Genomic DNA, 12,170 nt, shown 5'->3' with positions numbered 1-12,170 from the left:
AAGGTGGATCGGTGACCCTTCGTCCGAAACGTCCCATTGATCGGCGGCTGCTGGCCGCGCTTGCGGAGCATCCGGTTATGGCGTCGCTGGTCGGTGTCGAGATGGCGGACCGGTTCACCACGACCTCGACCCCGCTCGGCATCCTCGCCTCGGTCCCGCTCGGCGACCTGGAGGCGACGGTCCGGCGGACGGCCGCGGCCGGCAAGATCGTGTTCGTCAACATGGACTCGACGCCCGGCCTGGGCCACGACCCCGGCGCCCTGACCTACCTCAAGGGCATCGGGGCGGTCGGGATCTGCTCCACCCGAGCGGCGATCATCGAGCGGGCGACCGGCCTGGGCCTGCTGTCCATGCAGAAGGTGTTCGTGACCGACCGCTCCAACCTGCACCGCAGCCTCCAGTCCATCGCCCGGTCCCATCCGGACCTGGTCCAGCTCATGCCCGCGGTCGTGCTGCCCTACGTGGAACGGCAGGCCAAGGAGCTGGGGGTGCCCTACCTGGCCGCCGGGTTCGTCCAGAGCCCGGCGGACGTGGTCGCGGCGCTCGGCCACGGCGCCGCCGGGGTCTGCACGTCGGACGAGAACCTGTGGGAGCTGCGCCGGTCGGCCCTGCGCGCCTCCTGAACCACTCCCCGCCCGCCCCGGCGGGTGTCACGTACCGCACCCGCCCGCGTCGTGCGTCCGCGACGGGGGCGGGTGCGGGGGCGGTCACTCGTTCGTGTCCGCCGTGCGGCACGGTGCCGCGTCGCCTCCCCACGCCCAAAGGCGGGGTCCTCAGGCTCAAGGAGATTCGATGACACCGGTGACACCGGACCTGTCCGGTCCGCGACCGGGGACGCCGTCGTCGCCGGTTCCCGGCGAGCCGCCCGTACCGGCAGGCGGGCCGGGCGAGACGGCGTCCGGCGCGGCGGCGCGGGCGGGCGGCGGCACGCGGCTGATGGCGGTCGCGCCACCCGTGTTCGTCGTGCTGTGGAGCAGCGCGTTCATCGCCGGCATCCCGGGGGTCACGGCCGCTCCGCCGCTGCTCCTGATGTTCGCACGCTTCGCCCTGGCCGGAACGCTGCTCACCGCGTACGCGCTGATCACCCGGGCGCCGTGGCCGCGCGGCCGGGCCCTGGCGCACATCGCCGTCTCGGGCCTGCTGATCCAGGCCGTGCAGTTCGGCGCCTTCTACACCGCGCTCGGCATGGGCTTCCCCGCCGCCGTCATCTCACTCGTGCAGGGGCTCAACCCGGTCGTCGTCGTGCTGGCCTCCCGGTTCCTCGGCGAGACGGTCTCCCGGCGGCAGGCTCTCGGCTTCGTCCTCGGCGCGGCGGGTGTGGTCCTCGCGGTCGCCGACCGGGTGAGTCTCTCCGCCTGGGGCGTGGCGCTGTGCCTGGTCGGGCTGTCCGGGCTGAGCGCCGGCACCCTCTACCAGAAGCGCTTCGTCCCGGTCATGGACGTCCGCACCGGGACCGCCGTGCAACTGCTGGCCAGCGCCCCGGCGGTCGGGTTGGCGTGCGTCGCGCTGGAAACCCCGCGGGTGTCGGACTGGGCGGCCTTCGGCGGATCGGTCGCCTGGATGGTCGTGGTGAACTCCATCGCGGCGTTCATCCTGCTCAACACGATGCTGCTCCGCTGGTCCGCCGGCCGCGTGAGCACCCTGTTCTTCCTGACCCCCTCGGTGACGGCGGTGCTGGCCTGGCTGATCGTCGGCCAGACGCTGCACCCGCTCGCCATCGCCGGGCTGGCCCTCGGCGCCGCCGGCGTCCTGCTCGCCAACCATCGAGCCTCCGCGACGTAGCCGGCCGGCCCATGTTTCCCCGGCGTCCCGGCGAGGCGCCGCCGAAGACAATCCCCCGAAAACCCCCCTGGAGAGATGAGATTATGAGGATCCGCGGAGCCGTTCTGGAGGAGGTCGGCCGGGCCCGCCCCTATGCCGCCTCCCGGCCGCTGTCCATCTGCGAGCTGGAACTGGCCCCGCCCGGCCCCGGCGAGGTCCTGGTCCGGATCGAGGCCGCGGGCGTCTGTCACTCGGACCTGTCCGTCGTCGACGGAACCCGGGTGCGGCCCGTCCCCATGCTCCTGGGCCACGAGGCGGCCGGTCGGGTGGAACGGGCCGGCCCCGGCGTCGACGACATCGAGGCCGGACAGCGGGTCATCATGACCTTCCTGCCGCGCTGCGGCGCCTGCGAGGGCTGCGCCACCGACGGGGTGACACCGTGCGTCCGCGGCAGCGCGGCGAACAACGCGGGGACGCTGCTGTCGCGCGGCGTCCGCCTGCGCCGTGACGGCGCGCCGGTCCTGCACCACCTCGGGGTCTCCGGCTTCGCCACCCACGCCGTCGTCGACCGGCACTCGGTCGTCCCGGTGGACGACGACGTCCCTCCCGAGGTCGCCGCGGTCCTCGGCTGCGCCGTCCTGACCGGCGGCGGCGCGGTCGTCAACGCCGGCCGGCCCGCCCCGGGCCAGACGGTGACGGTCGTCGGGCTCGGCGGGGTCGGCATGGCCGCGCTGATCACCGCCCTCGCCGTGGACGGCGTCACGGTCATCGGAGTCGACGGCAACCCGGACAAGCTCGCCACCGCGCGGAGGCTGGGCGCGCACGCGACGTACCGCCCGGCCGAGCTGGTCGCGTCCGGGATCAGGGCGCCGATCGTGATCGAAGCGGCCGGGAACGTGCGGGCCTTCGAGGCCGCCGTCGCCGCGACCGCCCCCGGCGGCCGCACCGTCACCGTCGGGCTCCCGGCGCCCGACGCGCGGTCGTCGATCTCGCCGCTCGGGCTGGTGGCGGAGGGCCGGACCATCGTCGGAAGCTACCTCGGCTCGGCGGTTCCCGCCCGCGACATCCCGGTCTTCGTCCGGATGTGGCGCGAGGGCAGGCTCCCGGTCGAGGCGCTGGTGTCGACGCGGATCCGGCTCTCCGATGTGAACGAGGCGATGGACCAGCTCGCCGACGGGACCGCCATCCGGCAGGTCATCGTGTTCGACGACGCGCCCGATGAGTGACCGGCCGGTCGGGTCAGCACCAGGTGTAGAGGTGCTCGGGGCGGCCGGTCGCGCCGTACCTGAGCGTCATGGCTACCCGTCCGGACTCGGTGAGGCCCGCGAGGTACCGCTGCGCGGTGGCCCGCGAGACGCCGATGCGGGCGGCGATCTCCGCCGCCGACAGCGGGTTCTCGCTGGCCTGCAGGATGTCGGCGATCAGGCGGACGGTGACCGGGGAGTGCCCCTTCGGCCCGCGCGCGGGGGCCTGGTCGGCGCGGTGCAGCGCGCGCATCGCCTCGTCGATGGACGACTGGTTCATGCCCGTCGCCGAGCCCAGCAGGCGGCGGTAGCGCGCGTACCCCCTGAGCCGGTTGCCCAGGTCCTGCGCGCCGAAGGGCTTGATCACATAGTGCAGGGCTCCCCTGGAGAGGGCGGCGCGCACGGAGGCGGCGTCGTCGGCCGCGGTCAGCACGATGACGTCGGCGGACAGCTCCCGGATCAGGTCCAGCCCGGACCCGTCGGGGAGATAGACGTCCAGCAGGACGAGGTCGGGGCGGAGCCGGGCGGCCAGCTCTGACGCCGCCGCGGCGGTGTGGGCCTGCCCCGCCACCCGGAACCCAGGGACGAGCTCGACGAACCCGGCGTGGACCTGGGCCACGCGGAAGTCGTCGTCGACCACGAGCACATCGATCAACTCAGGACCCCCGGCAGACGAGCGAGGAACATGGTGCCATCCCGTTCGGACCGGGGCGTGCGGCCGGGCGGCTCGGACGGCCGCGCCGCCCCGGCGCGCTCCGTCTCCCCCACGGTCACGACGGCTCCGTGACCGAGGACGATGTCTCCGCCGCGGGCCCGGGCGACCTGACGCGCCAGCGCCAGACCGAGTCCGCGCGGCCGGTCTCCGGTCTTGGTGGTGAAGCCGTCCTCGAACACCGCGTCGGCGAGCTCCGGCGGGACGCCCTCCCCGGAGTCCGTCACCGTGACGTGCAGGTCGGCGCCGTCGCGGAGCAGCTCCACCTCGACGTGCGCCGGCCGGTCGGGCCCCTCCTGGGCCGCCTCGAGCGCGTTGTCGACCAGGTTCCCGACGACCGTCGTCACGTCCAGAGGGCTGACGATCTCGCCGGGCGCCCAGCTCCCCGGCGCCACGATGAAGCGGATGCCGCGCTCCGCCGCGACGGCGGCCTTGGCCGCGAGGAAGGCCAGCAGGTACGGGTCGGTGATGACGTCCCCGGCCGCGCCGGGGACCGCGGCGAGCGGCTCCACCGTGAGCATGTGCAGGTAGTCGGCGGCCTGCTCGTGATGGCCGAGTTGCAGCAGGCCGGCGACGGTGTGCAGCCGGTTGGCGTGCTCGTGCCGCTGCGCCCTGAGCGCGTCGAGCAGGTCGCGTTCCGCGTGCAGCTCCCGGGTGAGCTTCTCAAGGTCGGTGCGGTCGCGCAGGGTCAGGACGGTGCCGAGCTCCCGGCCCTCCCTGCGCACCTGCCGCCGCCCGACCACGAGCACGCGGTCGTCCGCGACGACGAGCTGGCTGGCGGCCTCGTCGGCGCCGCCGAGCGCGGCCTGCAGCCGGGGCGGCAGCGGCAGGTCACGGAAGGGCCGGCCCAGGACCTCTGGTGACTCCTCCCCCAGCCCGAGGAGCCTGACCGCCTCGGCGTTGCACACGGTGACCCGGCCGTCGGCGTCCACCGCGAGCACGCCCTCACCGATGCCGTGCAGCACCGCCTCGCGCTGCGAGATGAGCTCTCCGAGCTCGGACGGCTCCAGCCCCAGCGTCTGGCGGCGCAGGCGGTGACCGATCGCGGCCGAGCCGGCCACCCCGAGCAGCAGCGCCGCCCCGGTGAAAAGGGCGGCCAGCACGAGGACCCGTCCCACGCGCACGTGGATCTGCTGGACGGCGAAGCCCACGCTGACCTCGCCGACGATCCGGCCGTCCGGCGTCCGCAACGGCACCTTGCCCCGCGCCGACAGGCCGAGCGTCCCCTGCTCGACCGTCACCACGTCGCGCCCGGACAGCGGCCCCGACGGGTCGGTGCTGACCCGCCTGCCGATCAGCTCGGTGCGCGGGTGCGACAGGCGGATGCCGCGCCGGTCGGTGACGACCACGAACAGCGCTCCGGTGGCCGCCCGCACCGCCTCCGCCCTCGGCTGGATCAGGTGCGCGGGGTCGTCCAGCGCCGCGGCGACCGCGACGGAGGGGTCGGCGGCCAGCGCCCGGGCCACCGACACCGCGCGCTCGCCGTACTGGACGGTCAGCTCATCGCGCATGAGCCACGCGGCCAGCGCGAAGCCGGAGCCCGCGACCAGCATGACGACGACGATCTGCAGCGCGAGCACCTGATGGGCGAAACGGAGCGAGCGCACGCGTGCACGTTAGCCGAGGCGAGGCGCGAAAGGACCGTGCGGGTAAAGCGCAAAACCCCGGTAATCGCGGTTAACAGCGCGAAAGATGACTTGCGCGGCTTAGCTGCGCAAGGGTTCACCGCGTCCCGGCCGCTCCGTACGGTCCCGGCCATGACATCCGAAACTGTGCCGGTGATCGAACTCGTCGGCGCGACGAAACGGTTCCGGTCCGCGTCGGGCGGCGTTCACACCGCCGTACGCGATCTGGACCTCACCGTCGCGGCGGGCGAGTTCGTCGCCGTCGTCGGTCCCACCGGGTGCGGCAAGTCCACCACCCTCTCCCTCGTCTCCGGGCTGGAGCCGCCCTCGCACGGCCGCGTCGCCGTGAACGGCCGGGAGGTGACCGGCATCCCCGAGGGCGTCGGGTACATGTTCCAGGCCGACGCCGTGTTGCCGTGGCGCACCGTGCTGGACAACGTGACCCTCGGACCGCGCTACCGCGGCGCCACCACGTCCGACGCCCGCGACCGCGCCCGCGACTGGGTCGACCGGGTCGGCCTCGGCGGATTCGAGGACTACTACCCGCACCAGCTGTCCGGCGGCATGCGCAAGCGCGTCGCGCTCGCCCAGACTCTCGTCAACGAACCGCGGATCCTGCTGATGGACGAGCCGTTCTCGGCCCTGGACGTGCAGACACGCGGGCTGATGCAGGCCGAGCTGCTGCGGCTGTGGTCCGGCACCGGCGCCGCGGTCGTCTTCGTCACGCACGACCTGGAGGAGGCGCTGGTCCTCGCCGACCGGGTCGCCGTGATGACCGCGGGGCCCGCGACGGTCAAGCAGGTCTTCGACGTACGGCTGCCGCGCCCGCGCGACGCGGAGGAGATCCGGCTGACCTCCGACTTCCTCGACGTCTACCGCGAGGTGTGGGAGTCCCTCCGCGAAGAGGTCCAGATCACCAGGGAGAGGATGTCCGGCCGTGTCGCATGACGTCGCCCTGCCCGGCGCCGCCGCGCCCACCGACGAGGATCTCGCCGTGTCGTCGGCCCGTGCCGCCGTCCGGCGCAGAAAGCTGGCCGTCACCGGCGTACGGCTGCTGCTCGTCGCCGTCTGGCTCGGCTCGTGGGAGCTGTCGGCCACGTACCTGATCGACCCCTTCTACTACTCCAAGCCGTCGGCGATCGGGGGGAAGCTCGTCGACTGGTTCACGCAGACGACCGCCTTCGGATCCATCTGGACGCAGATCTCGTACACGCTCCAGGAGGCCGTCGCCGGGTTCGCTCTCGGCGGCGTCGCGGGCGTGCTGCTCGGCATCGTCCTCGGGCGCAGCCGGTTCGTCGCCGACGTCCTCGCCCCGTTCATCAAGGCCGCCAACGCGATCCCCCGCATCGTGCTCGCCTCGCTGTTCGTGATCTGGTTCGGGCTCGGCATGTCCTCCAAGATCGCGACCGCGTTCATCCTGGTGTTCTTCGCGGTGTTCTTCAACGCCTTCCAGGGGGCGAGAGAGGTCGACCGGGGCCTGGTCAACAACGCCAGGATCCTCGGCGCGGGCCGCGCGCAGATCCTCTGGACGATCGTGGTGCCGAGCGCCACCTCGTGGATCCTCGCCTCGCTCCACTCGGCGTTCGGCTTCGCCATCATCGGCGCCGTCGTCGGCGAGTACTCGGGCGCCGACAAGGGCCTCGGCCTGCTGATCAACAACGCGCAGGGCACGTTCGACTCGGCCGGCATCTACGCCGGAATGATCATCATCACGCTGATCGCGCTGGTGGCCGAGTGGCTGCTGACGCTGCTCGAACGCCGCCTCCTCCGCTGGCGGCCCGCCGCCTCCGGCTCCCACGACGTGCAGATCTGAACCACCCGAAAGGCGACCCCCCACATGAAGAAGCACCTCGCGCTCACCGCCGCCGGTCTCGTCCTCGCCGGCACGGCCGGCTGCGGCGGGTCGGCGCCGTCGGCCTCCGAGCAAGTCAAGATCATGGTCGGCGGCATCGACAAGGTCATCTACCTGCCGGCCAAGCTGAGCGAGCAGCTCGGCAACTTCACCCAGGAGGGCCTGAACGTCCAGCTGCTCACCGAGCCCGCCGGAGCGCAGGCCGAGAACGTGATGCTGTCCGGCGACGTCCACGGCGTCGTCGGCTTCTACGACCACTCCGTCGACCTGCAGGCCAAGGGGAAGTGCGTGAAGAGCGTCGTCCAGTTCGCCGACGTCCCCGGCGAGGTGGAGATCGTCGCCGCGGACAAGGCGGACGCCATCACCGGGCCCCAGGACTTCGCCGGCAAGAAGCTCGGCATCACCAGCCCCGGGTCGTCCACCGACTTCCTGACTCAGTACCTCGCGGTCAAGCACGGCGTGGCGCCCGAGTCGTACACGCGGGTGAAGGCCGGGGCGGGCGCCACCTTCATCTCCGCCATCGAGAACGGCGGCATCGACGCGGGCATGACCACCGACCCCACCGCCGCGCAGCTCGTGACCACCGGCAAGGGCAAGGTGTTCATCGACATGCGCACCAAGGAGGGCACCCGGGCCGCGCTCGGCGGCCTCTACCCGGCGAGCTCGCTGTACATGACCTGCGAGTGGGTCGACGGGCACAAGGAGATCGCGCAGAAGCTGGCCAACGCGTTCGTACGCACGCTTCGGTGGATCAACGCGCATTCCGCGCAGGAGATCGCCGACAAGATGCCCGCCGAGTTCAAGGGCGCCGACGAGACGCTGTACGTCAAGGCGGTCAACGACTCCAAGGGCATGTTCACCGACGACGGCATCATGCCCGACGACGGCCCGAAGAACGTGCTGGAGGTGCTGTCGGCGTTCAGTCCCGACGTGAAGGCCAAGAAGGACCAGATCGACCTGTCCAAGACCTTCACCACCGAGTTCACCTCCAAGGTCCCCCAGTCCTGACGGTTGCCCGACGTCACGGCGGTCCGGCTGTCCCCTGGCCGCCGTGACCGGGGCGGCCTACCCGAAGGCTTAGTGGTCCGCGCTGAGTGTGCGTAGATCACCCACGGGTGCGGAGGGCCTGGGCGGCGGCGGTGATTGCCTTCCTCTGATAGCCACTGGTGGGCATGGTGGCGCCGTGGGCGTGGCGGATGATGCCCTGGGAGTCAATGAGGATGCTGCCTGACTGCTGCAGCGAGCCGAAGACCTTTCTGCTCAGGCCGATCATCTCGTGCGGATTGCTGTGGCGGCCGGTGAGGACGAGGAACGGGATCTGACGCTTGGCCTTCCATTCGGCCGCTGCTTGGCGGTCCTCGGGAACCGCGACAAGCACTCGGACGTTGTCGGCAGCGAGCTCGTCGCGGCGCCGGATGAGGTCTTGGACGTGTCGGTTGCAGACCGGGCACGACGTCGACCGCATGAAGTAGATGAGCACAGCATGATTGCCCTGGTAGTCGGACAGGCGGACGGCCTGGCCGTCGGTGTCTTCCAGCACGACGTCGGGCGCCGGCGATCCAGCTTCAAGCATGGCGGAACTCCTCTTCAACTCGGGTTGCGGAAATACGGTCTGCTCAGGTCAGGCGCCAGTGGATTCCGGGGTCGTGCGTCCGCCCGTGGCGTCGGTCTTTCCGCCCAGGCCGAGCCGTACCGTGCTACGTGCCCGGTGTAGCTGGGACTTCATCGCGGCGTTGCTCAGGCCGAGCCTCTCCGCGACTACCCGCCCTGGGTAGCCCAGGACGTCCCGCATGATCAACACCCTGCGCTGAACGTCCGGCAGCTCTCTGATCGCCTGCGCGACGATCTCGGCTTCCAGACGCCGGATGACCTCCTCCTCGGCCGACGTCACCAGACCGGCGCCGGCCTCGTCATAGCGATCGAACAGCGACCGAGCCCGGCGTAGGCACTCATTCCGGACGATTCGGAACATCCACGATGCCAGTGCCCCGGTAGCGCGGAGTGAACCGATCTTCCGGTAGAGGATGATCAGCGCTTCCTGCGCGGCGTCCTCAGCATCCTGCGGGGACGCACAAAGATGCTCCGCGAAGCGCCGCACATGAGAGTGGGCACCATGGACCACCGCAGTGATCGACTCTCGATCACCAGCCTGTGCGGCCTCGATGAGCCGCGTGCTCACCCAGCCGCGGTCAGCCACGTCCGCGCCCTTGCCACCGGAACGAGGTCGTGAACAGTGCCTGCCCCACAGCCGGCATCACGACGTCACTCATCCGAATCCCCTTCCCAGCGTGACCGTCATCCCATAAGAGGCCCCCACACCGCGAAAGGATTCACCGTTTCAGGATCAATCTCGCTCGGCGCACCCCGAGCAGTACGCCGACAAGCAGCCTGTCCCCGAAGAGCCGAACCACTTAGGTTCACGCCCAGCGGCGCTGGAGCCAGCCGATCGTCGCTCAGCCCAATCACGCCGCCGGGTTCTCACGCGTTCCAGCCAAGCAGCGGCGGCCGGTGGACGCCAACCGTCAGGCCGGCCAGCCCGCTCAGCCGGCGCGGCGGGCGCGGGCCAGAACGAGCCCGCCCAGAACTACGGCGATCAGCCCCACCACCAGGGCGACGTAACCCCCGACTATTCCGTAGCCGGTGCCGGGACCACCCTTGGCGGCGGCCACGACCACCCCGCCGATGACCAGGCCGGCCAGTCCCGCCACCACGGCCACGACGGCCCCGCGCCTCCCGTCGCCGGTGCCGATGCGACCGGTGGAGCGGGCCAGAGCCAGCCCGCCGATGACCACGCCGACCAGCCCCAGCAGCGCGCCGCCCAAGGACCAGAGACGCCCGGCGGTCAAGGTGTAGGCATCGACGTCGGCCGACTGGACCAAGACGTGCGCGGCCGCCGGTCCGGCGAACCCGAAACCTCCGAGCAGGGTGGCAAGCGGGGGACGGACAGACATGCGGTGCTCCTTCTTCTCTTACGACTGCTTCTCTTACGACTGGACGTCGCCCGATCATGTCCGCCGGCCCCGTCGCCGGTCGTCCTGCTGACGCGGGCAATTCCCGCTGCCGCGGACGCTGCAGGAGCCGCGAAGATACTGCGAGCGCGGTAGCGGCCGATCGTCCGCGCGCAGGAGTTGGCCGCGCGAACATCCCGCTAGGGTGCGCGCATGAGCACAGGACGGTCCGGTGTCCCGGTACGTGTCATGGATTGGGCGATCGCCGTCGGCATGGCGGCGACGCTGCTCGTCACCGGGCTGTCCAAGCAGCACGCCGCCACATACCTCGCCCTGCCCGGCTACGCGCTCCTGACGGCCGGCGGTCTGGCGCTGGCCGCGCGCCGCCGGGCTCCGGTTCTCGTCCTGGCCGTCACCGGGCTGTGTGCGGTGGGTTACCAGGCGGCCGGTTTCGACGTGCCCGCCGTCGCGTACCTGTTCGCGGTGTACGCGGCCGTGCGGGCGGGGCATCGCACCGCCACGGTGGCGGCGAGCGTGACCATGCTGCTCACTCTCCCGCTCGCGGCCCTCGCCTCGGGCCTGCACGACACCGGCGAGGCGTTCGCGCAGGCCCGAGGCGCTCTCGAACTGGCCTGGCTGATCGCGGCCGGCGCCGCGGGCGAAGCGCTGCGGCAGGCCGAGCGGCGGGCGGACGAGGCCGAACGCACCCGCGAGGAGACCGCGCGGCGCCGCGCCGACGAGGAGCGGCTGCACATCGCACGGGAGCTGCACGATTCGCTCACCCACCAGATCTCGGTCATCAAGGTGCAGGCCGAGGTCGCCGTCCATGTGGCCCGCAAGCGGGGTGAGCAGGTGCCGGAGGCGCTGCTGGCGATCCAGGAGGCCTCTCGGGAGGCGACGCGGGAGCTGCGGGCGACCCTGGAGGCGCTGCGCGACGACGACACGACCCCGCCCCCTGGCATCGACCACGTACCGGAACTGGTGAAGCGGGCCCGAACGAGCGGACTGGACACGACGCTGACGGTCGAAGGGCAGCGGTGCGACGTGCCGGCCGCGGTGGACCGGACCGCCTATCGCATCGTTCAGGAGTCGCTCACCAACGTCGCCCGCCACGCCGCCGCCACCACGGCCTCGGTCCGGATCGACTACCGTGCGGACGCCCTCGCCGTACGCGTCGACGACGACGGCACGGCCGCGCCGGGCAGCGCCCCGATGCCGGGCATCGGACTGCTCGGGATGCACGAACGCGTCACCGCCCTCGGCGGGCACCTGCGCGCCGAACCCCGCGACGAGGGCGGCTTCACCGTACAGGCCGAGCTTCCCGTGGACCGTACGTCATGATCCGTGTCCTGCTGGTCGACGACCAGCCGCTCATCCGCAGCGGATTCCGCGCGCTCCTTGACCTCGAGGACGACATCGAGGTGGTGGCCGAGGCCTCCGACGGGAAGGAGTGCCTGGCTCTGGCCAGGGAACACCTGCCCGACATCGCGCTCATCGACATCCAGATGCCGGTCATCGACGGCATCGAGGCGACCCGGCGCATCGCCGCGGACCCGGCCCTGGCCGGGGTGCACGTCGTCATCCTGACGAACTACGGCTTGGACGAACACGTCTTCAACGCGCTGCGCGCCGGCGCGGCCGGATTCCTCGTCAAGGACATCGTGCCCGAGGACTTCCTGCACGCCGTACGCGTCGCCGCGCGCGGTGATGCTCTGCTCGCACCGTCGATCACCCGCAAGCTGATCAACCGGTACATCACCCAGCCGCTCCACGCCGATGCCGGCACGGGGCTGAAAGAGCTGACCAACCGCGAACGCGAGGCCGTCGCCCTGGTCGCGCAGGGCCTGTCCAACGACCAGATCGCCGACCGCATGGTGATCAGCTCATTGACCGCGAAAACCCATATCAACCGGGCCATGGCCAAACTCCATGCGCGTGACCGCGCCCAACTCGTGGTCCTCGCCTATGAATCCGGCGTGGTGGTCCCACGCGGAGGCTCCTGACCTCAACGGGCCGGCCCGCTCTGTA

The 12,170-nt window shown here is 71.6% G+C and carries 13 protein-coding genes; 8 read left to right on the top strand and 5 right to left on the bottom strand.

Annotated elements, in window-relative coordinates:
• Positions 1-11 precede the first annotated feature (11 nt).
• The 3 genes from ACQP1V_RS18445 (at position 12) to ACQP1V_RS18435 (ending at position 2,987) form a co-directional block, all read left to right on the top strand.
• Positions 12-623: a glycerol-3-phosphate responsive antiterminator gene (locus tag ACQP1V_RS18445; protein ID WP_433424627.1), complete on the top strand. Its 612-nt coding sequence runs from the start codon at positions 12-14 to the stop codon at positions 621-623.
• A gap of 169 nt (positions 624-792) precedes the next feature.
• Complete coding sequence (locus ACQP1V_RS18440) at positions 793-1,782, top strand: DMT family transporter (protein WP_433424624.1); 990 nt, start codon at positions 793-795, stop codon at positions 1,780-1,782.
• 83 nt (positions 1,783-1,865) lie between these two features.
• Positions 1,866-2,987 (top strand): alcohol dehydrogenase catalytic domain-containing protein, encoded by a 1,122-nt coding sequence (locus tag ACQP1V_RS18435; protein ID WP_433424621.1) that lies wholly within the window; start codon positions 1,866-1,868, stop codon positions 2,985-2,987.
• Positions 2,988-3,000: 13 nt separating this feature from the next.
• Here ACQP1V_RS18435 and ACQP1V_RS18430 read toward each other — a convergent pair whose 3' ends face one another.
• Together ACQP1V_RS18430 and ACQP1V_RS18425 are read right to left on the bottom strand one after the other, a co-directional pair.
• Entirely contained in the window at positions 3,001-3,651 is a 651-nt protein-coding gene (locus tag ACQP1V_RS18430) for a response regulator (RefSeq protein WP_433425878.1), read from the bottom strand.
• A 5-nt stretch (positions 3,652-3,656) separates the two neighbouring features.
• The gene (locus ACQP1V_RS18425; RefSeq protein ID WP_387410552.1) at positions 3,657-5,324 is read right to left on the bottom strand and encodes a sensor histidine kinase; all 1,668 of its coding nucleotides are present in this window, start codon (positions 5,322-5,324) and stop codon (positions 3,657-3,659) included.
• 150 nt (positions 5,325-5,474) lie between these two features.
• Here ACQP1V_RS18425 and ACQP1V_RS18420 point away from each other — a divergent pair, with 150 nt between their 5' ends.
• Genes ACQP1V_RS18420 through ACQP1V_RS18410 form a run of 3 tightly spaced genes read left to right on the top strand, consistent with a single transcriptional unit; the run spans position 5,475 to position 8,202 of the window.
• The gene (locus tag ACQP1V_RS18420) at positions 5,475-6,290 is read left to right on the top strand and encodes an ABC transporter ATP-binding protein (protein WP_387410550.1); all 816 of its coding nucleotides are present in this window, start codon (positions 5,475-5,477) and stop codon (positions 6,288-6,290) included.
• Positions 6,280-7,155 carry an ABC transporter permease gene (locus ACQP1V_RS18415; RefSeq protein WP_067135165.1) on the top strand — a complete coding sequence of 292 codons (876 nt, stop codon included), beginning with the start codon at positions 6,280-6,282 and terminating at the stop codon, positions 7,153-7,155. The genes ACQP1V_RS18420 and ACQP1V_RS18415 overlap by 11 nt, the downstream gene beginning before the upstream one ends.
• Positions 7,156-7,179: 24 nt before the next feature.
• Positions 7,180-8,202: an ABC transporter substrate-binding protein gene (locus tag ACQP1V_RS18410; RefSeq protein WP_433424616.1), complete on the top strand. Its 1,023-nt coding sequence runs from the start codon at positions 7,180-7,182 to the stop codon at positions 8,200-8,202.
• 97 nt (positions 8,203-8,299) lie between these two features.
• Here the strand turns inward: ACQP1V_RS18410 and ACQP1V_RS18405 are convergent, their stop codons facing one another.
• The 3 genes from ACQP1V_RS18405 to ACQP1V_RS18395 form a co-directional block, all read right to left on the bottom strand.
• Positions 8,300-8,767: a peroxiredoxin family protein gene (locus tag ACQP1V_RS18405; RefSeq protein ID WP_433424613.1), complete on the bottom strand. Its 468-nt coding sequence runs from the start codon at positions 8,765-8,767 to the stop codon at positions 8,300-8,302.
• 48 nt (positions 8,768-8,815) lie between these two features.
• Entirely contained in the window at positions 8,816-9,391 is a 576-nt protein-coding gene (locus ACQP1V_RS18400) for an RNA polymerase sigma factor (protein WP_433424612.1), read from the bottom strand.
• Positions 9,392-9,734: 343 nt separating this feature from the next.
• Positions 9,735-10,145 (bottom strand): DUF6223 family protein, encoded by a 411-nt coding sequence (locus ACQP1V_RS18395; protein ID WP_433424609.1) that lies wholly within the window; start codon positions 10,143-10,145, stop codon positions 9,735-9,737.
• 210 nt (positions 10,146-10,355) lie between these two features.
• Between ACQP1V_RS18395 and ACQP1V_RS18390 the strand changes: the two genes are divergently transcribed.
• Complete coding sequence (locus tag ACQP1V_RS18390; protein ID WP_433424606.1) at positions 10,356-11,483, top strand: sensor histidine kinase; 1,128 nt, start codon at positions 10,356-10,358, stop codon at positions 11,481-11,483.
• On the top strand, positions 11,480-12,145 hold the full coding sequence (locus ACQP1V_RS18385) for a response regulator (protein ID WP_433424603.1): 666 nt from the start codon (positions 11,480-11,482) through the stop codon (positions 12,143-12,145). The genes ACQP1V_RS18390 and ACQP1V_RS18385 overlap by 4 nt, the downstream gene beginning before the upstream one ends.
• The last annotated feature ends 25 nt before the right edge of the window (positions 12,146-12,170 follow it).

Origin of the sequence: Microtetraspora malaysiensis, from assembly GCF_050947145.1 — a bacterium.
Lineage (GTDB): Bacteria > Actinomycetota > Actinomycetes > Streptosporangiales > Streptosporangiaceae > Microtetraspora_A > Microtetraspora_A malaysiensis.
This window is presented reverse-complemented; position numbering and strand designations above follow the sequence as displayed.

What these genes read in the sequence shown, in the direction of transcription:
- ACQP1V_RS18440 (WP_433424624.1), top strand. Translation starts at nt 793, where the DNA reads ATGACACCGGTGACACCGGACCTGTCCGGTCCGCGACCGGGGACGCCG.
- ACQP1V_RS18435 (WP_433424621.1), top strand. Translation starts at nt 1,866, where the DNA reads ATGAGGATCCGCGGAGCCGTTCTGGAGGAGGTCGGCCGGGCCCGCCCC.
- ACQP1V_RS18420 (WP_387410550.1), top strand. Translation starts at nt 5,475, where the DNA reads ATGACATCCGAAACTGTGCCGGTGATCGAACTCGTCGGCGCGACGAAA.
- ACQP1V_RS18410 (WP_433424616.1), top strand. Translation starts at nt 7,180, where the DNA reads ATGAAGAAGCACCTCGCGCTCACCGCCGCCGGTCTCGTCCTCGCCGGC.
- ACQP1V_RS18405 (WP_433424613.1), bottom strand. Translation starts at nt 8,767, where the DNA reads ATGCTTGAAGCTGGATCGCCGGCGCCCGACGTCGTGCTGGAAGACACC.
- ACQP1V_RS18395 (WP_433424609.1), bottom strand. Translation starts at nt 10,145, where the DNA reads ATGTCTGTCCGTCCCCCGCTTGCCACCCTGCTCGGAGGTTTCGGGTTC.
- ACQP1V_RS18390 (WP_433424606.1), top strand. Translation starts at nt 10,356, where the DNA reads ATGAGCACAGGACGGTCCGGTGTCCCGGTACGTGTCATGGATTGGGCG.
- ACQP1V_RS18385 (WP_433424603.1), top strand. Translation starts at nt 11,480, where the DNA reads ATGATCCGTGTCCTGCTGGTCGACGACCAGCCGCTCATCCGCAGCGGA.